21 protein-coding genes are annotated in these 20778 nt (G+C 57.6%); 11 read left to right on the forward strand and 10 right to left on the reverse strand.

Features of this window, described 5'->3' with window-relative positions; translation table 11 throughout:
• The first annotated feature begins 13 nt into the window (after positions 1 to 13).
• The gene (locus tag F0M18_RS16560) at positions 14 to 358 is read left to right on the forward strand and encodes a hypothetical protein (RefSeq protein ID WP_149612580.1); all 345 of its coding nucleotides are present in this window, start codon (positions 14 to 16) and stop codon (positions 356 to 358) included.
• Complete coding sequence (locus tag F0M18_RS16565; RefSeq protein ID WP_149612581.1) at positions 358 to 1920, forward strand: cation:proton antiporter family protein; 1563 nt, start codon at positions 358 to 360, stop codon at positions 1918 to 1920. The genes F0M18_RS16560 and F0M18_RS16565 overlap by 1 nt, the downstream gene beginning before the upstream one ends.
• Positions 1921 to 1935: 15 nt before the next feature.
• Here the strand turns inward: F0M18_RS16565 and F0M18_RS16570 are convergent, their stop codons facing one another.
• A complete protein-coding gene (locus tag F0M18_RS16570; RefSeq protein WP_149612582.1) occupies positions 1936 to 3186 on the reverse strand; it encodes a sterol desaturase family protein in 1251 nt (416 codons plus the stop codon).
• Between the two features lie 137 nt (positions 3187 to 3323).
• Here F0M18_RS16570 and F0M18_RS16575 point away from each other — a divergent pair, with 137 nt between their 5' ends.
• Positions 3324 to 4733: an AlkA N-terminal domain-containing protein gene (locus F0M18_RS16575; RefSeq protein ID WP_188109768.1), complete on the forward strand. Its 1410-nt coding sequence runs from the start codon at positions 3324 to 3326 to the stop codon at positions 4731 to 4733.
• 2 nt (positions 4734 to 4735) lie between these two features.
• Positions 4736 to 5203, forward strand: a complete 468-nt coding sequence (locus tag F0M18_RS16580) for a methylated-DNA--[protein]-cysteine S-methyltransferase (RefSeq protein ID WP_149612584.1) — start codon at positions 4736 to 4738, stop codon at positions 5201 to 5203.
• A gap of 37 nt (positions 5204 to 5240) precedes the next feature.
• On the opposite strand, the gene F0M18_RS16585 is transcribed toward F0M18_RS16580, so the two are convergent.
• From F0M18_RS16585 to cysQ, 3 genes are all read right to left on the reverse strand, one after another.
• On the reverse strand, positions 5241 to 6134 hold the full coding sequence (locus F0M18_RS16585) for an MBL fold metallo-hydrolase (protein ID WP_149612585.1): 894 nt from the start codon (positions 6132 to 6134) through the stop codon (positions 5241 to 5243).
• Positions 6135 to 6155: 21 nt separating this feature from the next.
• Positions 6156 to 6407 (reverse strand): YdcH family protein, encoded by a 252-nt coding sequence (locus F0M18_RS16590; protein ID WP_149612586.1) that lies wholly within the window; start codon positions 6405 to 6407, stop codon positions 6156 to 6158.
• A gap of 87 nt (positions 6408 to 6494) precedes the next feature.
• Positions 6495 to 7352, reverse strand: a complete 858-nt coding sequence (cysQ, locus tag F0M18_RS16595) for a 3'(2'),5'-bisphosphate nucleotidase CysQ (protein ID WP_149612587.1) — start codon at positions 7350 to 7352, stop codon at positions 6495 to 6497.
• Positions 7353 to 7443: 91 nt separating this feature from the next.
• Here cysQ and yrfG point away from each other — a divergent pair, with 91 nt between their 5' ends.
• A complete protein-coding gene (gene yrfG, locus F0M18_RS16600) occupies positions 7444 to 8109 on the forward strand; it encodes a GMP/IMP nucleotidase (protein ID WP_149612588.1) in 666 nt (221 codons plus the stop codon).
• A gap of 33 nt (positions 8110 to 8142) precedes the next feature.
• Positions 8143 to 8538 carry a ribosome-associated heat shock protein Hsp15 gene (gene hslR, locus F0M18_RS16605; protein ID WP_149612589.1) on the forward strand — a complete coding sequence of 132 codons (396 nt, stop codon included), beginning with the start codon at positions 8143 to 8145 and terminating at the stop codon, positions 8536 to 8538.
• On the opposite strand, the gene F0M18_RS16610 is transcribed toward hslR, so the two are convergent.
• Complete coding sequence (locus F0M18_RS16610; RefSeq protein ID WP_149612590.1) at positions 8514 to 9740, reverse strand: GGDEF domain-containing protein; 1227 nt, start codon at positions 9738 to 9740, stop codon at positions 8514 to 8516. The genes hslR and F0M18_RS16610 overlap by 25 nt on opposite strands.
• Before the next feature lie 147 nt (positions 9741 to 9887).
• Between F0M18_RS16610 and F0M18_RS16615 the strand changes: the two genes are divergently transcribed.
• From F0M18_RS16615 to F0M18_RS16630, 4 genes are read left to right on the forward strand one after another with little or no spacing between them, the layout of a single operon-like run.
• On the forward strand, positions 9888 to 10610 hold the full coding sequence (locus tag F0M18_RS16615) for an SGNH/GDSL hydrolase family protein (protein ID WP_149612591.1): 723 nt from the start codon (positions 9888 to 9890) through the stop codon (positions 10608 to 10610).
• Between the two features lie 52 nt (positions 10611 to 10662).
• Entirely contained in the window at positions 10663 to 12621 is a 1959-nt protein-coding gene (gene dxs, locus F0M18_RS16620; protein ID WP_149612592.1) for a 1-deoxy-D-xylulose-5-phosphate synthase, read from the forward strand.
• 23 nt (positions 12622 to 12644) lie between these two features.
• The gene (locus F0M18_RS16625; protein WP_149612593.1) at positions 12645 to 13730 is read left to right on the forward strand and encodes a UDP-N-acetylglucosamine 2-epimerase; all 1086 of its coding nucleotides are present in this window, start codon (positions 12645 to 12647) and stop codon (positions 13728 to 13730) included.
• Positions 13720 to 14889: a CDP-glycerol glycerophosphotransferase family protein gene (locus tag F0M18_RS16630; protein ID WP_149612594.1), complete on the forward strand. Its 1170-nt coding sequence runs from the start codon at positions 13720 to 13722 to the stop codon at positions 14887 to 14889. The genes F0M18_RS16625 and F0M18_RS16630 overlap by 11 nt, the downstream gene beginning before the upstream one ends.
• Here F0M18_RS16630 and F0M18_RS16635 read toward each other — a convergent pair.
• On the reverse strand, positions 14879 to 15271 hold the full coding sequence (locus tag F0M18_RS16635) for an adenylyltransferase/cytidyltransferase family protein (RefSeq protein ID WP_149612595.1): 393 nt from the start codon (positions 15269 to 15271) through the stop codon (positions 14879 to 14881). The two genes, F0M18_RS16630 and F0M18_RS16635, sit on opposite strands and share 11 nt — an antisense overlap.
• A gap of 15 nt (positions 15272 to 15286) precedes the next feature.
• Complete coding sequence (locus tag F0M18_RS16640) at positions 15287 to 16360, reverse strand: glycosyltransferase (RefSeq protein ID WP_188109769.1); 1074 nt, start codon at positions 16358 to 16360, stop codon at positions 15287 to 15289.
• A gap of 445 nt (positions 16361 to 16805) precedes the next feature.
• On the opposite strand from F0M18_RS16640, the gene F0M18_RS16645 reads away from it, so the two are divergent.
• Entirely contained in the window at positions 16806 to 17702 is an 897-nt protein-coding gene (locus F0M18_RS16645) for a glycosyltransferase family A protein (RefSeq protein WP_149612597.1), read from the forward strand.
• 61 nt (positions 17703 to 17763) lie between these two features.
• On the opposite strand, the gene F0M18_RS16650 is transcribed toward F0M18_RS16645, so the two are convergent.
• From F0M18_RS16650 to F0M18_RS16660, 3 genes are all read right to left on the reverse strand, one after another.
• Positions 17764 to 18543 carry a sulfotransferase domain-containing protein gene (locus F0M18_RS16650; protein ID WP_188109770.1) on the reverse strand — a complete coding sequence of 260 codons (780 nt, stop codon included), beginning with the start codon at positions 18541 to 18543 and terminating at the stop codon, positions 17764 to 17766.
• A gap of 63 nt (positions 18544 to 18606) precedes the next feature.
• Positions 18607 to 19647 carry a glycosyltransferase gene (locus F0M18_RS16655; protein ID WP_149612599.1) on the reverse strand — a complete coding sequence of 347 codons (1041 nt, stop codon included), beginning with the start codon at positions 19645 to 19647 and terminating at the stop codon, positions 18607 to 18609.
• Positions 19637 to 20764 carry a polysaccharide pyruvyl transferase family protein gene (locus F0M18_RS16660; protein ID WP_149612600.1) on the reverse strand — a complete coding sequence of 376 codons (1128 nt, stop codon included), beginning with the start codon at positions 20762 to 20764 and terminating at the stop codon, positions 19637 to 19639. The genes F0M18_RS16655 and F0M18_RS16660 overlap by 11 nt, the downstream gene beginning before the upstream one ends.
• Between the last annotated feature and the right edge of the window lie 14 nt (positions 20765 to 20778).

A 20778-nucleotide genomic window follows, 5' to 3' on the forward strand; every position in this document is an offset into this window, starting at 1 on the left:
TACATTGCGGTCCATGTCCGACCGACTCATAATTGCCCTGCGTTACACCGCCGCCAGCCTGATCACCGCGTCTGGCCTGGTGCAGGTAGCTTCACTCTGGTTCCGCCCCCTCGACGAAATCGCCGTGGCTGCGTTGCTGCTGGGCGCCGCCTACCTGATTATCGGTATCGGCCTGTTCGGCCAGTCCCGGTTCACGTTGTTTCTCGCGATTCTGGTTCCCGCGGCAGTCGCGGTCCTCACGCTGCGCCAGGTGGAAACATTGTCCAGCCTGCAGTCGACAAGCATGGCCGCTGAATTGCTGGCCATTGTATTGGCCGCCGTGGTGCTCTGGCAGGTGCGCAACAGGCCCAGCCGATAATGCTCGACCCGCTGATTATTCTCATCGCCCTGGCAGGCGGCCTGCTCAGCAGAGCGCTCGGGCTGCCCGCCCTGCTCGGCTACCTCGCTGCCGGGTTCCTGCTCCATGAAACCAACATTGACGCCGGGCCGATGCTGCACAATCTCGCCAACATCGGCGTCACCCTGCTGCTGTTCACTATCGGCCTGAAACTGGCCCCGGCAGAGTTACTGAAGACCCGGGTTTGGGGCACGACGCTGCTGCACATGGCGCTGATGCAGGCGCTGTTTACCGCCGTACTGTGGATAGCCGGTGTGGCCATGCCCGGACTGGCGCTGGAGATCAGCGAGATGCTGATCATCGCCTTCGCCCTGACTTTCTCCAGTACGGTATTCGTGATCCAGGTGATGCAGGAAAAGGGCGAGATGTCCTCGCGCCATGCCAACCTCGCCATCGGCATCCTGGTCATCCAGGACCTCGCTGCGGTGTTGTTCCTGTCTGCAACCAAGGGCACTGTCCCCCACATCGAGGCCCTGTTCCTGCTGCTGCTGTGGCCGCTGCGGGTACCGGTAACGCGCTTGATGGAGCGCGCAGGCCATGGAGAACTGTTCACCATGTTCGGCCTCTGCCTGGCGCTGGGCGGTGCCGCCCTGTTTGAACTGGTCGGCATAAAAGGAGACCTGGGTGCGCTGATCATCGGTGCGCTGCTGGCGGGTACCCAGAAATCCAAGGAACTCTATCGCAACCTGATGAATTTCAAGGACCTGTTCCTGGTTGGCTTTTTCCTCACCATCGGGCTGGATGGCTGGCCTGCGGAGGAAGCGCTGATACTGGCGCTGGTGCTGGGCGTGCTGGCGCTGATCAAACCCCTGCTCTACTTCCCGCTGATGACCTGGTTCCACACTGCGCCGCGCACAGCACTGCTCAGTTCGAGCGTGCTCGGCAACTACAGCGAATTCGGCCTGGTCGTGGTGGCAGTCGCCGCGCAGGCCAGCTGGATTGATTCCGAGTGGGCCAGCGCCATTTCCCTGGCCATTGCCACCAGCTTCGTGCTGTCGTCACCCATCAACAAGCGTGCACATACACTGTACCGGCGTTACCACGATTTCTGGCTCCGCTTCGAGTCGGAGAAGGTCAGCGAGTCGCGTCCCGACACCAGTGGTGTGCGTATTATGGTGCTGGGCATGGGCAATATAGGCACCGGTGCCTATGACGCCATCGCTGAACATCATGGCCGGGAAGTGCTTGGTGTGGACCTCAATGAACGCAAGCGCGAGGAGCACGCGCGCAAGCATCGACGTGTGGTGATTGCCGACGCGTCAGATCCCGATTTCTGGATCCCGGTGCAACTGGACGAGGTCGAACTGGTGCTGCTCGCCCTCACCCATCACCAGGAGAATATGCTGGTGGCCAGCCTGCTCACCGACCTCGGCTACACCGGGCGCATTGCAGCAGTGGTACGCTTTTCAGAAGAGGCGCGTGACCTTGAGAAGCGCGGGTTCTCTGCGTTCAACCTCTACGCCCAGGCCGGGGCCGGTTTTGCTGATCACGCCGCGGCACAACTGCAGGCTGAACCGCGCTGATCGCCAACAGGTAGCTCAGGAGGACAATGAGGCAGGCCCTGCCATCGCGGTGCCATCAGCGTGCCGCCCCAGCAGCCACAGGAACCACGTATTCAGGACGAGGTAGCCCAGCCCGAGGAACACCAGCAAGCCGCCACTGCCTGCTGCCGCAGCGGCAGCCAGCAAAGCCGCGAGGCAAAGCAGCCGCAGCTGCTCCCAGCGCATCACGCTGGTCGCTGCCCTCGCCTCCAGCCAGAAGGTGGTGGTCATGGTTGTGGCCAGCAGAGCGGCCCAACCGGCCACGCCCGCAGCATAGCCCGGAGAGCTCTTCAGCAACCAGTCCAGGCAGGCAATGACCGCGATCAGTTGGAAAAAAGCGTACCAGGACACCGCCGCGGGCACCCCGGGATCGTATTTTACAAAGCTGGCGAGATCATTCTTGTGTCGTGGATAACGCCGGGCAACGTCCTCGGGTTGCCAGCCCGTGCGTGCAATCCACACGCGCAGCTTGTCGCGCCAGTCAGCGGCCCGCCAGCTGTCCTTGAACATATCCACGTACACATGTGTCAGGGCATGCACGGGATTAAAGCTGTGCAGCGGCCCCCGGATGCCGAAGACTACCGGTTCGCTGTCGAGTTCTTCCTGGAAAGTGCCGAACAGCCTGTCCCACAGGATAAACACGCCGCCATAGTTCCGGTCCATGTACAGGTCGTTCTGGGCATGGTGGACGCGGTGATTGGAGGGTGTGACAAAGATCCACTCGTACCAGCCCAGCTTGGGAATATGTTCGGTGTGCACCCAGAACTGGTAGAGCAGGTTCAGTGACGCCACGGTCACGAACACTTCAGCCGGCACACCAACCAGGAACAGCGGTATGTAGAATATCCACCCCAACAGGAACCCCGTGCTGGTCTGGCGCAACGCTGTCGTCAGGTTGTACTCCTCGCTCTGGTGATGCGCGACATGTGCAGCCCAGAGCAATGTGCGCTCATGCCCCAACCGGTGCAGCCAGTAGTAACAGAAGTCATACAACACAAAGGCCAGCAGCCAGGTCCAGACACTGCCGCTGTCAAGCAGTGGCAGCGAGAAGTACTGGGTAACGAGGTAATAGACGTAGCCGCCTATGCCGAGTGTGACCAGGCGCCTCGCCTGGCTGAGCACACCGAGGAAAAGACTGCTGACAGAATCGTTCAGGCGATAGGTGTTGCGCCCGTGATAGAAGCCGTAGGCCAGCTCCACCAGCATGGCGAACACAAAAAACGGGACGGCGTAAATGGTCAGGTCCATCGGCTCCCTGCTCTGATCCAATACCGCGCATGGCGCAAACGCCCCGTATTCTATTACGCAACGCGGGTAATTACAGCACATCGATACAGGGCCGAATTTGGCTAGTCAGTGATTCGGGGCAGGACTATAGTGGGCTCATGAACAACACGGACAATCTACCCCACGGGCTGGATCCAAAGGGCCTGCAAAGAGCGCGACTCGCCCGCGACCCGCGTTTTGACGGCGCTTTCTTCCTGGGTGTGAAAACCACCGGCATCTACTGCCGTCCCATCTGTCCGGCGCGCCCTGCGGCGGAGAAAAACGTCCAGTACTTCAATCTCGCCAGCCAGGCAGCCGCCGCGGGCTTTCGCCCTTGCCTGCGGTGCCGGCCGGAGTGCGCCCCCGGCAGCCCTGCCTGGCAAGGCACCTCCACTACTGTGAAACGTGCCCTGGACCTGATCGACAGTGGCGCCTTGAATACAGCTTCGGTGCCGCAACTCGCCGGGCGGCTCGGCGTGGGTGAACGCTATTTGCGCAAACTGTTCCAGCAGGAACTGGGCGTTTCGCCGCAGGCAGTAGCGCTCAACCGGCGCCTCTTGTTTGCGAAAAAACTGCTGGCGGAAACCGACATGCCGCTTACCCAGGTTGCTTTTGCTGCCGGTTTCGGCAGTGTCCGCCGCTTTAACAGCGCAGTGCTTGAACACTTCAGGCTCACTCCCGGCCAGATGCGCGGCCGACCCCTGCCGGCTTCGGGCGGCGGCATACGCCTGTTACTTCACTATCGCCCGCCCTATGACTGGGACGGCGTGGTGGCATTTCTCGCCCACCATGCGGTGAGTGGTATCGAGAAGGTCACGCCGGAGCGCTACCGGCGCACTATCAGCTGCAACGGCGAACCCGGCACCGTGGAAGTATCACCCTGTCCCGGACAGAATGCCCTGCAGCTGACACTGAATACGGCCGATCCGGGGCAATTGATGCCGGCGGTAGCGCGAGTGCGGCGCATGTTTGACCTCGACGCCAACCCGACACAGATCAACCGTCACCTGCAGACCGACAGCATTCTCGGTGCCCTCGCCGCCGTATCCCCGGGCGCGCGTTCACCCGGCCACTGGAGTCTTTATGAAGCAGCCGTGCGCGCAATCGTAGGACAACAGGTGAGTACCGTGGCGGCACGCACTGTATTGTCGCGACTTGCCAACGCGTGCAGCGACGCGCAGAGCCCGGTCTTTCCGTCTGCCGAGGGCATCGCCGCACTGCCTGACGACGCCTTCCCCATGCCAACACGGCGCCGCGATACCCTGCGCACGGTATGCGCCGCCTACAGTGGACGGGAGCAGGAACTGGATTTGCAAGAGCTGGCCGGATTCAAGGGCATCGGTCCGTGGACCGTGGCCATGGCCGCTATTCGCGGCGCCGGGAGCCCGGATACCTTCCCCGCAGGAGATCTCGGCCTGCAAAAAGCCTGGCTACGGCATGGTGGCAGCAAGGAGCAACTGCAGGTCACATCAGAACAATGGCGCCCGTGGCGCTCTTATGCTGCCAACCTGCTCTGGAGGAGCCTGTAGCCATGCACTACCAGTATTTTGAAAGCCCCGTGGGTCGCCTGCGCCTGCTGTCATACGGAACCTCGCTTGCTGCCATTGAGTTTGAGAATCTACAGGCCGAACGTGCGGATAGCAGCGAGCGTGCGGACGCGGTGCTCACTGAGTGCGCGCGGCAGCTCGATGCCTATTTCAGTGGCAACAGGCGGGATTTTGCCTTGCCATTGGCCCCGGGCGGCACCGCGTTCCAACAGCAGGTCTGGCGGGCCCTGGCCGATATTCCCTATGGCGAATTGCGCAGCTACCGGGACATTGCCAGGGTGATCGGCAGGCCCAAAGCGATGCGTGCGGTGGGGGCGGCCAACGGCCGCAACCCCATACCGATCGTGGTGCCCTGTCACCGGGTGATAGGCAGTAACGGTTCACTGACCGGATTTGCGGGGGGACTCGAAGCCAAGCGCGTGTTGCTAGCCCTTGAGGGCATTGAACTATAGCGCCTCAGCGGCGTTTCACACGGCTCGCATCAGCAGCTCAGAGACTGCCGGCGACGAAGCTGATCCAGGCCGCTTCCTTGATAAAACCCTTGCCATAGTCGGCGTAATCAGGCCCGAGGCCCTGGGCTGTGATGTCTTCTACCGACTTGCCTTCCTGCAGCAGTTTCGACACCTGCTCGGCGCTGGACTTGATGGCGGCCAGGTCGGCCTGCAGGTCGTCCCTGGTGCTCAACGGGCCATGCCCGGGCACAACCACGGTATTTTCGTCCATCATGGTGAGGGCTTTCTCAACGTTGGCGATAAAGCCGAAAACATTGCCGCCCGAGCCCAGATCAACGAACGGGAACGCCCCGGCGAAGTAGTGGTCGCCCATGTGCACCACGTTTTGCTCGGTGAAAAACACCATCGAGTCGCCGTCGGTGTGGCCGCTGGGAAAATGCTGTACCTGCAGGGTATCGCCGTTGAAGCGCACGGCGATTGCATCCGCATACGTCACCACCGGCAAGGCAGCCGGCGGACTGGGCTCAACCACGCGGTCGAAGGCCTTCATTTCCTGGCGCGTGCTCATACGCTGGTAGATGTTTTCGTGTGCCAGGATCACGGTGCCCTGCTCACCCCAGTAAAAATTGCCGCCCACATGATCGAAGTGCCAATGGGTATTGAGCAGGAAGCGGGGCGCGTCCTCGGAAGATTTGAGACCTGCCAGCGCCTCGGCATGGGCTTCGGCGTACTCGGCGTAGTCGGAATCAATCAGCAGCACGCCGTCATTGCCCACGGATGCCACCACGTTGCCACCCCGCCCCTTGAGCATGTAGAGCGGACCCTTTATCGGCGTGACGTTTACAGAGGGGCTGCTTGCTTCCTTGGCCACGGCTGCACCGGCAACCAATACCAGGCCAAGGCCAGCCACGAGGGAGAGAGTCTTGTTCATGATGCAGTTCCTGTGCTGTGATCAGGCGTTCAAATCGGGAATCATATCGTCCTTGAGCCGCTCGATTGCGTCCTTGAGACGCAGTTTTTCTTTCTTCAGCCGCTGCAGCAGGATCTGGTTCTGGTAGGGGTACTGGTACATCTCGTGGATACGCGCATCCAGGGTACGATGCTTGGTCTGCAATTCCAGCAACCGCATGGCAGGCGTCATCACCTCGTTGGCGGCTTCTTCCGCGGCGTCACCATTCGGGCCTGTATGGTTATTGTCTGTCATGCAATCATCTTATCCACGGCGAGCGCTGCAACGTCAGTCTGCAACTCTATACCCACTTCGTTTGCCGGCACAAGCCTTCTCATCAAACTAGCCCGCGGATGTTTTTACCCGGGCCAGCAATTGCTGCCACAGGGGGTGGACAGGATCTGCCAACGCCAGAAAATTGGGGCTTAACAGGGTATCCCGCCGATTATACGTCAGGGCCTTGCCATCGAGACCCAATAAAGCGCCGCCTGCAGCCTCCAGTAGCGCCTGCCCCGCCGCCGTATCCCACTCACAACAGGGCGAAAAACGCGGGTAGATATCTCCCTCACCGGCTGCCAACTGGCAGAACTTGAGGGCACTACCGCTGTTGTCCCGGTGGATGTCGTCCCACTGCTCCTCGAGCCACTGCAGGCAGCTTTGCAGGCGCTGGCCTTTGTGACGCCTGCTGGCCAGTATCGTCATCGGCTCGCCGTCACGCAACGGCCGGGTCGCAAGTTCGGTGACCTCACCCGACTTCATATCGAAGCTGCGCGCCGAGTGACCGGGGATGCCCACGTAGGCCAGCTCAGGCAAGGGCAGGTAAATCATGCCCAGCACTGGCCGATGCTCCACTATCAGTGCGATGTTGATAGTGAATTCACCGGTGCGCCCGAGAAATTCCTTGGTGCCGTCAAGCGGATCTACCAGCCAGAACACCGGCCACTGGCGACGGTCAGCTGCCTCTTTTTCAGTGGACTCTTCCGAGAGTATGGGGATGGCGGGGGTGATCGCCGACAACCCCTCGCACAGCAGTCGGTGCGAGGCAATATCCGCCCTGGTCAGGGGTGAGTCGTCGCCCTTGGCGGAGTATTCATCGGCACCGGGGGCGTGGTAGTGCTCACAAATCACCCGCCCTGCCTGCTGGCAGAGAGTCAGCAGGGGCGAGACCAGATCCGGGAGTTGAGGTGAGGCGATGTCCATAGGGCGCCACAATTATACCCGGCAAACGCGCGGGATGCGTGTGCAGCGTCAACTTGGCATAATCCAGCCTGCGTGCAACGGGAGTGCTGGCATGATCGACTGGGACCAAATTGATACCGTATTGCTGGATATGGACGGCACCCTCCTGGACCTGCACTTCGACAACTATTTCTGGATGCAGCACGTGCCGCGGGTGTACGCGCAGCAGCATCGGCTCAGCGAGGAGGAATCCGCGGAGAAGTTGCATACTGAATTCAGCATCGACCAGGGCACACTGGACTGGTACTCACTGGATTACTGGTCTGAACGTCTGCAACTGGATATTCCCGCCCTGAAGCGCGAACTGAAGCACATGGTCAGTGTGCGGCCCCACGTGACGGAATTCCTAACCCGGCTGCACCATTCCCACCGGGACGTGGTGATGGTCACGAATGCTCACCGCAAGACACTCGACATCAAGATGGACCATGTCGATATCACCGGCTGGTTTGACCGCGTCGTGGTATCACATGAACTCGATGCCGCCAAGGAAGAGCAGGCATTCTGGCACCGGCTGCAAGCCCTGCACCCGTTCAACCCGGAGCGCACACTGCTGGTGGATGACACCGAGCGGGTACTGGACTCCGCGCGAGACTACGGCATTGCCCACCTCCTCACCCTGCTGCAGCCGGACAGCCAGCGACAGAAACGTATCGACACGCGCTTCCCGGGCATTCATCATTTCGATGAAATCATGCCGGACACCCGGCAGCCATGAGGCCGGCCCCACGCCACCGACAGGACATCGGCAATGACTGAACACACGCTCGACAAACTGCGCCTCGACAAATGGTTGTGGGCAGCACGCTTCTTCAAGACCCGCAGCCTGGCCAAGGCGGCGATCGAGGGCGGCAAAGTCCATCTGGGCGGCCAGCGGGTCAAGGTTTCCCGTGAGATCAGCGTCGGTGACACCCTGCAGATACGCCAGGGCTGGGACGAGAAAGTCGTGGTGGTAGAAGCGCTTTCAGACCAACGTCGCGGAGCACCGGAGGCAGCCAGTTTGTATCGCGAAACGGCGGAAAGTCTGGCCCGACGTGAGGCCGATGCCGCGGCGCGCAAGGCCGCAGGGGGCATGATCGACCGCCCCGCCTCCCGGCCCACGAAAAAACAGCGGCGCCAGATTCACAGGTTCAAGGAAGGTTCGTAACGCCCCGCTACCGCGATGCGGTTCCTGCCTGCCTTCTTGGCCTTATACAGGGCCTGGTCGGCCCTCGATATGAGCTCGGCCGGCAGCAGTTCGCCCTCGGGCTGCACCGTGACCAGGCCCTGGCTCACCGTAATCACGTCTGCCGCACCCGAGCTCTCATGCGGAATCTTCTCGTCTTCAACCATGTCTTTCAGCCGGTTGGCGGTGCGCAGGGCTGAATCCGGCTCGGCACCGGGCAGGATCAGCACAAATTCCTCGCCGCCATAGCGGGCTACCACCTCACCGGCACGGGAGCTCGCCTGCTGCATCAAATCGGCCAGTTTCTGCAAGACCAGGTCACCGGCCGGGTGGCCGTAGGTGTCGTTGTAATTCTTGAAAAAGTCCACGTCCAGCAGGATCAGCGAAACGAAACCGCCGCTGCGGCGCGCCCGGTTGATTTCCTCTTTCAGGGCGCGATTGACCACGCGGCGATTCCCCAGCCCAGTCAACTCATCGATATTGGCCAGGTCTGTGAGCTGCCTGCGGGCATCACGCAATTGCCGGTTTCTGTCACGCAGGGAGTTGGTGATGTCCGCCAGTTCCTGCGACATGGTCTCTCGTTCCCAGTTGAGCACGATCATGTTGCGGAAGGACCGGTAGAGTCGGTCACAGACCACCACCAGGACAGCGCAGAATGCCAGCAGGCCCAGGCCGATCAACAGGTTGTAGGGTTGCTCCCAGTAGTGTGCCAGGCTCCACCAGGCAATCGGCCAGATGGCGGCAAACAGGTAGGCGATGAAGTACTCGCGAATGATCACGGAAAACCCGACCGAGATCGCGGTGATCATCAGGATCAGCAGCAGGAAGGTGTACTGCATGGTGATGGGCACGTGGTGCGCGGCAAAAATGTAGACACCGGCCCAGATCGCACCCGTGGCCGCAGCGCCGGCAATCAGGCGCAGGTACACGCCGCGGGCATTGGTCAGGTAGCTGCGACTGACCAGCGCGTTGCTCATTTGCAGCGAGCGCAGTAACAGCAGGATCAGGAAAGCCGCGGCCCAGAGCAGGATAACAGTGATATCCAGGAATGGCCAGAACATGGCAATCGTCGCCGCCACCCCGATCAGGTGCGCGGTCACGGTAGCCAGCTGTCCGTTCTGCATCAGCAGCTCAAGCTGGGAGGAGAATAGCTCCTCCCTGGGGATGCGACGTTGGTAAATCATGCATTTATCCTACATCTCAGCCATGGAAATCATACACACTCGTGGTAAAGCTGCGACCCAGGTCACACCCTGAATGGGGCATTCATTGCCCCGCGCGCCTGATTCGGCGACACTTGCAGCAGACCGAAGAGGGGGATAACGGCCAGTTTGATTGCCTGGAAAACATTGCGCACCGTGTGCCTGGTGCTGCTGCTAATACCCATTGTGCACCTGGTGTACCTGGTGTCGCGGGATACGCTCGCCTCCCTGAACAGCTCTCCCGAGGCCTGGGCCGTCGAGGTCGATGCCTATGTACGCGAGGATCGCACCTCCAAACTCCCAAGTGATCCCATCGTGGTCATTGGCGGGCGCCGGGTAAAGCTCTGGCGGGGGCTTGCTGACATCATGGCGCCCAGGCCGGTGCTGATGCGCGGTCTGGGCGAGGCCACGGTGGATGACCTGGTGCATCACTATGAGCGGCTCGTCGCCTTTTACCAGCCCGACACCGTGGTAGTGCTGCCAAGCAACAGCGAATTCCACATACGCGCCAACAAGGACGCGGAGAGTGTCGTCAGAAGCATCCGCGAGTTGATCCAGCTCGACACCTCCATGGCCGACACCCGCCGGTTCGTGATCATCACGCCGATCAAGACACCACTCTATCCCGCGGATGTGCCTGTGATCGACGAGGCGTTTGCACTGCTGCAGACAATGGCTCGCAAGCATGACCATGTCTCGGTGCTGAACGCCAACTCACTGCTCAGCAGGCCCGATGGCATGCCCAATCCGGCCTACTACCGCGCTGATGGCGTCAACCTCAATGAACACGGCTACCTGCGCCTGTCTGTGCTGCTGCAGACAGAGCTGGACAAGCACTCGCCGCCAGGCTAGAAATGCGCCCACAGCGCCCCACAGCCCCCGCGATATGGGATAGAATGGGCCCATGTTTCTGGAAATACCCACGACAGCCCCGGACACACCCCTGCTCAACGCCATCGATGGCGGGCGCCGCCCTGCCGACCTGAGCACTGACGAGTTGCTGCAACTGGCCAAAGAGTTGCGGGCCTACCTGCTGTACAGTGTGGGCCAGTCCGGCGGCCACTTCGGGGCCGGTCTGGGGGTAGTTGAGCTGACCATCGCCCTGCACCACGTTTTTAATACGCCTGATGACCGGATCGTGTGGGATGTGGGTCACCAGACCTATCCCCATAAAATTCTCACCGGGCGCATGCAGCAGATGCACAGTATGCGCCATGCCGGCGGCCTCTCCGGCTTCCCCAAACGCAGCGAGAGTGAGTACGACACCTTTGGCGTCGGACACTCATCTACCAGCATTTCTGCGGCAATGGGCATGGCGCTGGCAGCACGCCAGCAGGAGCAACAGCGCAAGGTAATAGCCGTCATTGGCGACGGCGCCATCACCGGGGGTATGGCCTTTGAAGCGCTGGCTCACGCCGGGCACGAGCGCCCCGACATGCTGGTGATTCTCAATGACAACCAGATGTCCATCGGCCACAACACTGGCGGCCTGGCCAACTATTTTGCCAAGATCTGGGCGACCAAGACCTACCTCGGCATGCGCGAGCGCTCCAAGCGTTTCCTGGAGCGCTTCAGTTTCCTCTGGGAATGGGCCAAGCGCACCGAAGAGCATATGAAAGGCATGGTTGCCCCGAGCACCATGTTCGAGGAGCTCGGCTTTCACTACATCGGTCCCCTGGACGGCCATGACCTGCCCCAGCTTGTGAAAACGCTGGAGAACATGAAAGACCTGGAGGGTCCCCAGTTCCTGCATATCCGCACGGTGAAAGGCAAGGGTTTCACGCCGGCCGAGGACGACCCCGTGGGTTATCACGCGCTCAACAAGGTCGAAGCCAAGCCTGCCAGCGAGGCGCCGGTGGCGCCACCGCCGAAAGCGCCAAAATACCAGGATGTATTTGGCCAGTGGTTGTGCGATATGGCAGAGCAGGATGAGCGCCTGGTGGGAATTACCCCCGCCATGTGTGAAGGCTCGGGCATGGTGGAGTTTGCACAACGTTTTCCGGAACGCTACTTTGACGTCGCCATTGCCGAGCAGCATGCGGTCACGCTCGCCGCGGGCATGGCCTGCGACGGCCTGAAACCGGTGGTTGCCATTTATTCAACCTTCCTGCAGCGCGGCTACGACCAACTGATACACGATGTTGCCCTGCAGAACCTGGACGTGACCTTCGGCATCGACCGTGCCGGACTGGTTGGCCAGGACGGCCCGACGCATCACGGCGCTTTTGATCTCAGCTTCCTGCGCTGCATTCCCAACATGGTGATCGGCGCCCCCTCGGACGAGAATGAATGCCGGCAGATGCTGTACACCGCGTTCCAGCACCCGGGACCGGCAGCGGTGCGGTATCCACGGGGCACAGGTACCGGCGCAGCGATTGCCAGTGAGATGGCGTCCCTGGAAATCGGCAAGGCAGCGCCGCTCCGGGATGGCGAGAACGTGGCGATCCTCAATTTTGGCACCTTGCTTGCCGCCGCCAGTGAAGCAGCCGACGAACTGGACGCGAGTCTCGTGGACATGCGCTGGGTGAAGCCGCTGGATGAGGAACTGACACTGGCCCTGGCATCACGCCATGCACTACTGGTCACAGTGGAAGAAAACGCCGTGGCCGGAGGCGCGGGGGCCGCAGTCAGTGAATTACTCGCACGCAATGCTGTGGATACCCCGGTCCTGCACCTGGGCCTGCACGACGAGTTTATCGAGCACGGCGAGCACGCTGAACAATTACGGGACTTGCGCCTGGATGCCCGCGGGATAGTCGAACAGGTGAACGAGCGCCTCGCCAGACTGGCCGGGAGCACCACGCCGCCACGGAATATCACCGAGCATCCGGCAGCAGCCAAAGCGCGACAACAGGGCAGTTGATCCTCACAGAGTACCCCGCTCCTATGATCCACGTTTTTATTGGCACCAAGGCCCAGCTTATCAAGATGGCGCCGGTGATGGTTGAGCTACAGAATCGCAACATACCCTACAACTTCATATTCAGTGGGCAACACCAGGCCACCGTTGCCAATATCCGCGAAGAGTTCGGTCTCAAGGAACCGGACATCACGCTGTACGAGGGGCGCGATATCACCGGCATCATCCAGATGCTGTTCTGGGCCATGCGCATCATTTTCTTCTCGCTCGCAAACCGTGACAAGGTCTGGCAGGGAGACAAGGGTGGCATCGTGCTCAACCATGGCGATACCTTTTCCACGCTGCTGGGTTCGCTGCTGGCGAGGATTTCAGGACAAAAGTCGGCACATGTGGAATCAGGGCTCCGATCGTTCAACCTGTTTCACCCGTTTCCCGAAGAACTGACCCGCATCCTCACCTTCAACCTCTCCAACATGTACTTCGCCCCGGGCCCCTGGGCCCTGTCAAACCTTGAGAAGTACCGGGGCATCAAGGTAGACACCGTTCACAACACGCTGCTGGATGCACTGCGCATCAGCGAGAGCAATGTAAACCAGGCCGAGGTGGACATTCCTGAAGGTGAATACGCGGTTGTGTCCCTGCATCGCTTCGAGAATATCTTTTCCGAGAAGAAGTTGCGGGAGATCGTCGATCTGCTGCTTGCCATCAGCCAGCATTCCAAGCTGCTTTTCATCCTGCATAAACCCACCGATGAAAAGCTGACCCACTTCGGCCTCAAGCAACAACTGATAGATGCACCCAATATCGAACTGCGACCCCGCTACAGCTACTTCCAGTTCATCAAACTGATCAAGAGCGCGGCTTTCGTGGTGACCGATGGCGGCAGTAACCAGGAAGAGTGCCACTACCTGGGCAAGCCCTGCATCATCATGCGTACCACGAGCGAACGACAGGAAGGTCTCGGCGAGAATGCGGTCATCAGCAACTATCAATTGCCGGTGATAGAAAAAGTGATTGCAGACCTGCCGTCCTACGCTATTACACCGCAAGACCTGGACATCTCCCCCAGCAAAATAATCGTCGACGCGCTGATCCCCGACGATGAAAATTGACAAGTCCAGCCCATCCCACTGGCTTCTCCTTGGACTGCAGGGCCTCTACTGCCTGATAGCCATAGCCCTGCGCCCGTTTACCCGCAAGCCGGACATTCCGCTGGTGATACTTTACGGCCACCAGTTCTCCGGCAACCTCAAGGCACTGTACGATCAATGGCTGGCGACCCACCGGAACCGGATGTCGCTGCAGGTGCTGTCGCTGGACCCGGAACATGCCCGGTCGCTGGAGCAGGATGGCATCCAGGTACTGCGTTGCAACCGCCTCACCGACATGCTGTACCTGGCCCGCTGCAGTGCGATGATCACCGATCACGGGCTGCACCTGATGACCCCGCTGCTGAGGTTCACAGACATCCGCTTTATCGACGTATGGCATGGCATTCCCTTCAAGGGGTTCGTGCCGGAGGACTTCGCGCTACAACACAGATACGATGAAGTGTGGGTCTCTTCCGAGCGACTCGCGCAACTCTACAGGGAGCAGTTTGGCTTTCAGGACTCTCAGTTAAAGTGCCTCGGCTATGCGCGTACTGACAGACTTTTCAGAGCCGCCGCTGGCCCACAAAGCCCTGAAGCGGACCTCGCGCTACCGCCTGGCAAATATGCGCTTTACGCCCCGACCTGGCAGCAGGACGAAAAGGGCCGCGAACTCTTTCCATTCGGAGAATCCGGGGAATCGTTCATTTCAGCGATCGCGGACACCTGTGCAGCTCATGGTGCGACCCTGCTGGTAAGAAGCCACCTGAATTCAGAGATCAGCCAGTTCTCTCACCCCAACGTGACGTTCTGCTCACAGCGGGACTATCCTGATACCGAAGCGATACTGCTGCAAGCCGACATCCTTATCTGCGACTGGTCCTCCATCGCATTCGATTACCTGGCACTGCGCCGGCCCATGCTGTTCCTGGACGTACCCCCGCCCTTCAAGAACGGTTTCTCCCTTGATGGCAGCTATCGCGCGGGGGCAGTTATAACGGGAATGGAATGCCTGCGTGATTCACTGGGCACTTTCGTGGACGATCCCGTCGAGTTCGCCCGGCGGTACGCCGGTTTGCAGGACCAGACCCTGGCAGAAATCTATCAGAACCAAACCCAGGGCGCGGCAGCCAGGCTGCAGCTTGACCACCTGGCGAGACAACTGCAACGCTCTAATCCCTGATCTTCTCTATGACTTCCGTCGTTGAAATGGCGGGAGTCCGGGGCAGGTACACAACTTTACACAGGTCTCCGAACTCGTCGAATTTACCTTGCCAGTCGTCACCCATAACCAGGACATCGGCCTGGTGCTCACGTATATATTGGGGCTTCAACTCCAGCGATTCCTCAAAGAATACGCCATCGACACATTTCAGCGCTGCCACGATCTCCATTCGCTCATCCTGGTGGTAGACCGGCGGCCGCCCTTTCTTCTGTATATTCAGGTGGTCCGTTGAGATACCGACGATCAGGCGCTCGCCGAGCTCACTGGCACGTTGCAGGATCCTGAGGTGCCCGACGTGGAACACGTCGAAGGTACCGAATGTTAAGACTGTTTTTTTCATCGTTGCATCACACGGCTATTTTTCTATTGCTACTGGCAGTTTCATTGCTCTCAGGTAGCTATCTGTGGCGGTATCGGCGGAAAACTCCATCGCCCGCTGGACGAGCAGTTCTGGATCCACGCGAAAAACATTGTTGATGCTGTTCATAAGAGCCGTACACAGCCCCTCTGCATCGCCCACTTCCACAAGTTGGCCATATTTGCCATCTTGCAGAATTTCTCTGGGACCATGCGGGCAATCCGTGGATACCACCTGGGTACCGCACGCCATTGCCTCGACAAGCACATTACCAAGACCCTCGTAGTCTGAGGGCAAGGCCACCACGTGGCAACGTCTCATTAGCGCGTAGGGCGATTCAGAGAAACCGAAGAAATGCACATCTCCGCCAAGCCCCAAACCGGCCACCCTGAGTTCGAGCCGTTCTCTCTCAGCACCTTCTCCCACGAGCAGTAGACGGCACGCTGCCTTCTTCCTGAGCATGGCAAATGCATCGATAAGCAGGTCTACTCGTTTCTGTTCATGCAGCCTGCCAAAGAAACCGATGGTGGGCGCACCGTCCTGCTCATAGTGGAGATCACTTTCCCCGGCCGCCAGCTGCGCGGCAAAAGAGTCCGCTATAACAGGGTTGTAGATCACATTTATGGCAGACAGCGGCAGGTTTAGATATTGATGCAGTTCCAACGCCACCCCCTCTGAGACGGCGACTAGGCTATCGGCCGATGGATAAAGAGATTTCATCATCGGCCGCAGCAGCCTCTGCTTCAGGCGATTCAGGCGCCCACCCTCATGCACCAGCTGTGAAATCGCATTATGGGTACTGAGGAGCGTGAAGGTATCAGCTCGGAGAATTTTCTTTGCCAACAGCAACATAATACTCAAGTCCTCGTAAGAGGACATTACGTGCGAAGGCTGGCGTTCTCTCAGGTATCCCATAAGCCCCAGGGGAAGACCCAGGCGGCCCTTACTACTGAGCGTGTAGAGCGATACACCGGGAGGAATTTCGTCTACCAACTCCCCTTTCGCCGCACCCACCACCAGGTCGACCTGGTAGCCGCGCCTCAAAAGACATCGAATGATATTGAAGCGCATCCGCTGTATGCCAGCGCCGCGTAGCTGGGCCAGTAGTACCGCAATTCTCACGGAATCCGGATGCACACTGGGAGAAGCGCTGGTCGTTTCAGCCCGAGAGATCATTGCTAAATCCAAGTCTTTGCGCGATTAGGAACAAATACAGCTTCTATAAAAAGTGGCTCGCTCACATCCAGACCTGTATCTCGGAAGATAACGTGGCGAACCAACTGTTTCGACCCGGCTGTAACAACCAGCCGCTCTTGTTGGCACACAGCATACTACCAAAAACCACTGCATGGCCTTCAGTTTCTTAAAGAATTCGGATAAGTTAAACAGCTGTGAAAGCGATGCTGTCTTCACCATCATTGCGAGACCAACGCAGCGACGATTATTCATGGAGCCGGCTTAGTTTGCATAAACCACCTACAGAGCGCTGTGAAGTGCCGAACCGGGAACAACTATAATGGGCTGGCTCATGTCGTTACAAAACTCGATAGCCAAGTTCCGCGACTTCAGCAATTGGCAAAAGCTTCATATCACTCTCGGTCGACTCGACACCCTTGAAGGTCTCGCGCTGCGGTCCGAAGAGTCCGGGGTGGCTGAGAAAGTAGTCGAGAAGCCGCTGACGGTCTCACTTACCACCTATGGCCATCGCATCTACGATGTGCATACCGTGATCGAGAGCATCTTTCAGCAGTCCATGCGAGCCAATCGCGTCATACTCTGGCTGAGCGAGGATGAATTTTCAGCAGACAGCGTTCCGCTTATTCTCAGGCGCCAGGAAGCACGCGGCCTCGAGATTCGGTTCTGCGAAGATATCAAGTCATACAAGAAGATTGTTCCTGCGCTCCGGGAAGGTACAGAGGGCGCCATTATCACCATTGATGATGACGTCATTTACCCTGTGGATACTGTCGAACGCCTTTTCAAGGCCCACTTGCGGCAGCCCAATCGCGTCCACTGCAACAGGGGACACGTGATCAAACTCGACGTTTCCGGAAGTATCCTGCCCTATGCGCAGTGGGAATACGATACACGCCAGCCGGATGCGTCTGCCCTGATCGTCCCAACAGGTTGTTGCGGAGTCATCTACGGACCGGAATTACTCGACACAGAGGTAACGGATGCCTCGAAGTTCATGAGTCTTTGCCCGACGGCAGATGATTTATGGCTGAAAGCAATGACGCTTAAGCAGGGTGTCGAGTGCCAACTTGTGCCCTACGCACGTCCTTACGAAAGCTTCCTGAAAATACCGGACAATGGCGCCAAGGGCTTGTTTGAGATAAATCAGATACAGAATGATGTTCAGTTCGCCAGACTTCTCGAAAAATACCCTGAACTTGCGGCGGCTATAGTATAGCGCTAGAGGCTGAGCCAGCTTAACCCCTGCGGAGCGGCGACAGGCCGCCATGCTGTTGGCTTCAAGCACCGCGTGCGTACCGAAAAAAACGCATACCTTTCTTACAAATCGCGTCTATTCGTTCAAGATTCCGAGCACCGAAAAAGGCATTCAGGGATACGCTGTGGTCGCCCTTGGCCTGGTACTGGATATCTGTTTGCTCTGCAATGTCGTGTACCCGATCGAGAGACAACCCGTCAACCAATCTTTCAATTGAACCCACTTTATCGACCAGGAAGTCTTCATACCGAATGATCTGGAAATCATCGACATTCGACGAAGCAATATCACTGAACAGCTGCCATCGGCTGGCTAAACGGGTGACATAGTCATCTCCGCTTATGCCTAGCCAGCCGCTGTCGAGGATAAGACGCCATGTCTCCGAAATATCTTGTAATGCACTGGAATCCACCTCCTCGGGTCGACCCGAAAGGTCGAGACGTTGGAGAATACTTCGTATATTTGTTCGTGGATCGCGCACAACAAAGACGAAACGCGCGTCTGAATAGGACGAACGAAGGTCATCGAACATCGGCGTGAGGTTAGCTTCCTTAATAATATCCTTGGAAAACTCCACGGCGTTGAGCCTCCTATACTCGGCCAAGCTCATTTGCCTTCCCACCCGCTGAAAAGCCGGCGCGTGGAAGTCCTTCGCCAAATCGACGGCAACGCTCTTTCCAGTCATCTCACCCAAGAGAGAAGCAATAGCTGATGTCCCCGACTTTTGATTCCCCAGTATGAATATCGGGCTCGAGCAAGGACGGGCAAAAAAATCGCGAAGCCAACGAGTTCGCTTAGCCACGAGGGCCCTTCTTGGCGCGTTTTCAGACATCAGGAATCCCATACCAACGCCCGGTGTTTACCACTAGCAGCGGTACCGGATAGTACGCCAAACATTCCTTGAGGCGAGGAAATATTCCGTTAATGCACCCTTCAATGAACCTGTGACATGCTTTGCTCTCCAGTCCGACGTCATCAAGCGCAACAGGCCTTGAGGGTAAATAGATGCGGCCAAATCAATCCCCTCCAAAAACATCACCTTTTCCTTTTCGTCCATCTCCAAGCTGGAGATTCCACGTGCAACCTTGTGCAATCGATGACCGAACATCACCGTGATCTGTTGCATACAGTCTTCGGACAGTTCTGGGTACTGTTCGAGTGTCAGCGCATAGGCACGAAACAATTGAATATAAATGGACAGGCGATCCTGATCTCTAGTTACACTGGTCTCATTCCATGCATGCCGGTAAAGAGGTTGATCAACCAAGACCACATGCCTGGCCTTGTTGAAACAGCCAATATTAATAATCGTATCCTCGCTGATATCCTGCCGCCACCTAAACGGTAAGGTTGCGAACTGACGAATCAGCTCTCGGTCATACAATTTATTCCACAACGCATTCGTGCCGAACTGCCCGGAACAAAATGAGCTGAGAAGCTTCTCACTGTGCGACGTACTACCACCAAATTTTGCTCTGAAATTTTCTTTACCATTGGCGGCCACTTCGACGGCTTCACATATCACAATATCAGCGCAACGATCCTTCGCGACACCCTCCAACACTTCGTACATTCGTGGCTCTATGGTGTCGTCTGCGTCGACAAACCCGATGTACGCCCCTCTTGCTGCCATAACGCCTTCGGCTCGAGCCCGATAAGCTCCAACGTTTTTTTCAAGGGTAATGCGTCGGAAACGAGAATCGCCCACAACTAGATCATTGATGTTACTCGAAGAACCATCTATCGAGGCGTCATCGACAAGGATGAACTCAATACCTTGAAGAGTCTGATTTTGTAATGATTGAATGCAGGTACGCAAGTAGCAACCTGGATTATGGAATGGCACTACAACAGAAACACTTATAGAAGTAGTTCCACTTCGCGCTGCTAAAGATCTATCCGTCAATCAGGCCATCCTCGAGAAAGTCGAGAGACTGCTCTCTCTGCGCGGCGAGATCGTGCCACACGCTAGTCCAATCTATTGACTCTCGAAAAATTTGCATAACATTCTCAAAGTCACATGGAACCAGTCTTCGCGCAAGACCTAAACCACCCAGTAAGGAGTCAAATCGCGCCACTCCTCTAACACGATTACCGAAAACCACAAACGGCTTCTGAAAAATTATCGCCATGACACAGCCATGGAAGGAATCGGTCATGACATAATCCGCCTCAGCGAAAGACCTTATCCAGGACTCAACACTTGGCATTACAGCCACTTTTTTTTGGCCAATCTTTTCATAGTGGAGATCCCATATCTTAGAATCTTGACCATCATTTTCTCCAAGCGCCATAGCCACTGAGCGCCAAACTTTCTCTTTTTCTATATTCCTATCGAGGAAGAATGCGAAAACTTTAACAGTTGACCCACTTGAAATTCGCGTATCAACACTTGCCATCGAAAGATATTGCTCAGGAGCAAGCAGTAGTGTTGGATCAAGCACACAAGTAGATTCGACGCCTAAAAATTCACGGCTGAGTACAACCGCTGAACTCTCTCTTACTGATATAGCGTCAAAACGTTTGGCCAAATTTGAACATAGACGTGTCTGCCTTGGGGAGAACTCCCATTTATCAGTACCGAACGAAGCAGCGTAAGCCAGCTTGCGAACAGGCATATCAGCAGCGAAATCCAAAAAATAGTTGTAGATGTTTGGAGAATACTTCGGCCGCCACGTCTGATCGCTACCAACAACCACGGTATCGAAATCATTATCCAAAAATATTCTCTTAAGTTCAGAAGAAGACCTTACAGGCTCAGTCGTTACAATATTAGCGCCTATAAACTCGAGCGTATTCTTAAAACGCGCAGGATCAGGCCGATCCATACCCAAAATATTCTTTATCGATTTTTTGATGGCATAGCCTTTCCAGTTCGATAGCGGAAGGAGATCTGGTTGCCTATCTATTGTCACGACTCGGTGGCCCCTGCTAACCAGAACTCTTTGCAAAGCGAAAGCCTGAAGCATTCCGCCATAGTTGTGCTTCAAAGGTTGGGTCAGTATTGCAATATTCTGTGACACTACGAAATCCAATC

The sequence above is a fragment of the Pseudohalioglobus sediminis genome, from assembly GCF_008370495.1.
Taxonomy (GTDB): Bacteria; Pseudomonadota; Gammaproteobacteria; order Pseudomonadales; family Halieaceae; genus Halioglobus.

Coding starts and splice junctions, on each gene's coding strand:
- yrfG (WP_149612588.1), top strand. CDS start 7,444: ATGATCGACTGGGACCAAATTGATACCGTATTGCTGGATATGGACGGC.
- F0M18_RS16585 (WP_149612585.1), bottom strand. CDS start 6,134: ATGAACAAGACTCTCTCCCTCGTGGCTGGCCTTGGCCTGGTATTGGTT.
- F0M18_RS16640 (WP_188109769.1), bottom strand. CDS start 16,360: ATGCGCTTCAATATCATTCGATGTCTTTTGAGGCGCGGCTACCAGGTC.
- F0M18_RS16630 (WP_149612594.1), top strand. CDS start 13,720: ATGAAAATTGACAAGTCCAGCCCATCCCACTGGCTTCTCCTTGGACTG.
- F0M18_RS16565 (WP_149612581.1), top strand. CDS start 358: ATGCTCGACCCGCTGATTATTCTCATCGCCCTGGCAGGCGGCCTGCTC.
- dxs (WP_149612592.1), top strand. CDS start 10,663: ATGTTTCTGGAAATACCCACGACAGCCCCGGACACACCCCTGCTCAAC.
- F0M18_RS16560 (WP_149612580.1), top strand. CDS start 14: ATGTCCGACCGACTCATAATTGCCCTGCGTTACACCGCCGCCAGCCTG.
- F0M18_RS16635 (WP_149612595.1), bottom strand. CDS start 15,271: ATGAAAAAAACAGTCTTAACATTCGGTACCTTCGACGTGTTCCACGTC.
- F0M18_RS16610 (WP_149612590.1), bottom strand. CDS start 9,740: ATGATTTACCAACGTCGCATCCCCAGGGAGGAGCTATTCTCCTCCCAG.
- F0M18_RS16570 (WP_149612582.1), bottom strand. CDS start 3,186: ATGGACCTGACCATTTACGCCGTCCCGTTTTTTGTGTTCGCCATGCTG.
- hslR (WP_149612589.1), top strand. CDS start 8,143: ATGACTGAACACACGCTCGACAAACTGCGCCTCGACAAATGGTTGTGG.
- F0M18_RS16575 (WP_188109768.1), top strand. CDS start 3,324: ATGAACAACACGGACAATCTACCCCACGGGCTGGATCCAAAGGGCCTG.
- F0M18_RS16625 (WP_149612593.1), top strand. CDS start 12,645: ATGATCCACGTTTTTATTGGCACCAAGGCCCAGCTTATCAAGATGGCG.
- cysQ (WP_149612587.1), bottom strand. CDS start 7,352: ATGGACATCGCCTCACCTCAACTCCCGGATCTGGTCTCGCCCCTGCTG.
- F0M18_RS16580 (WP_149612584.1), top strand. CDS start 4,736: ATGCACTACCAGTATTTTGAAAGCCCCGTGGGTCGCCTGCGCCTGCTG.
- F0M18_RS16645 (WP_149612597.1), top strand. CDS start 16,806: ATGGGCTGGCTCATGTCGTTACAAAACTCGATAGCCAAGTTCCGCGAC.
- F0M18_RS16590 (WP_149612586.1), bottom strand. CDS start 6,407: ATGACAGACAATAACCATACAGGCCCGAATGGTGACGCCGCGGAAGAA.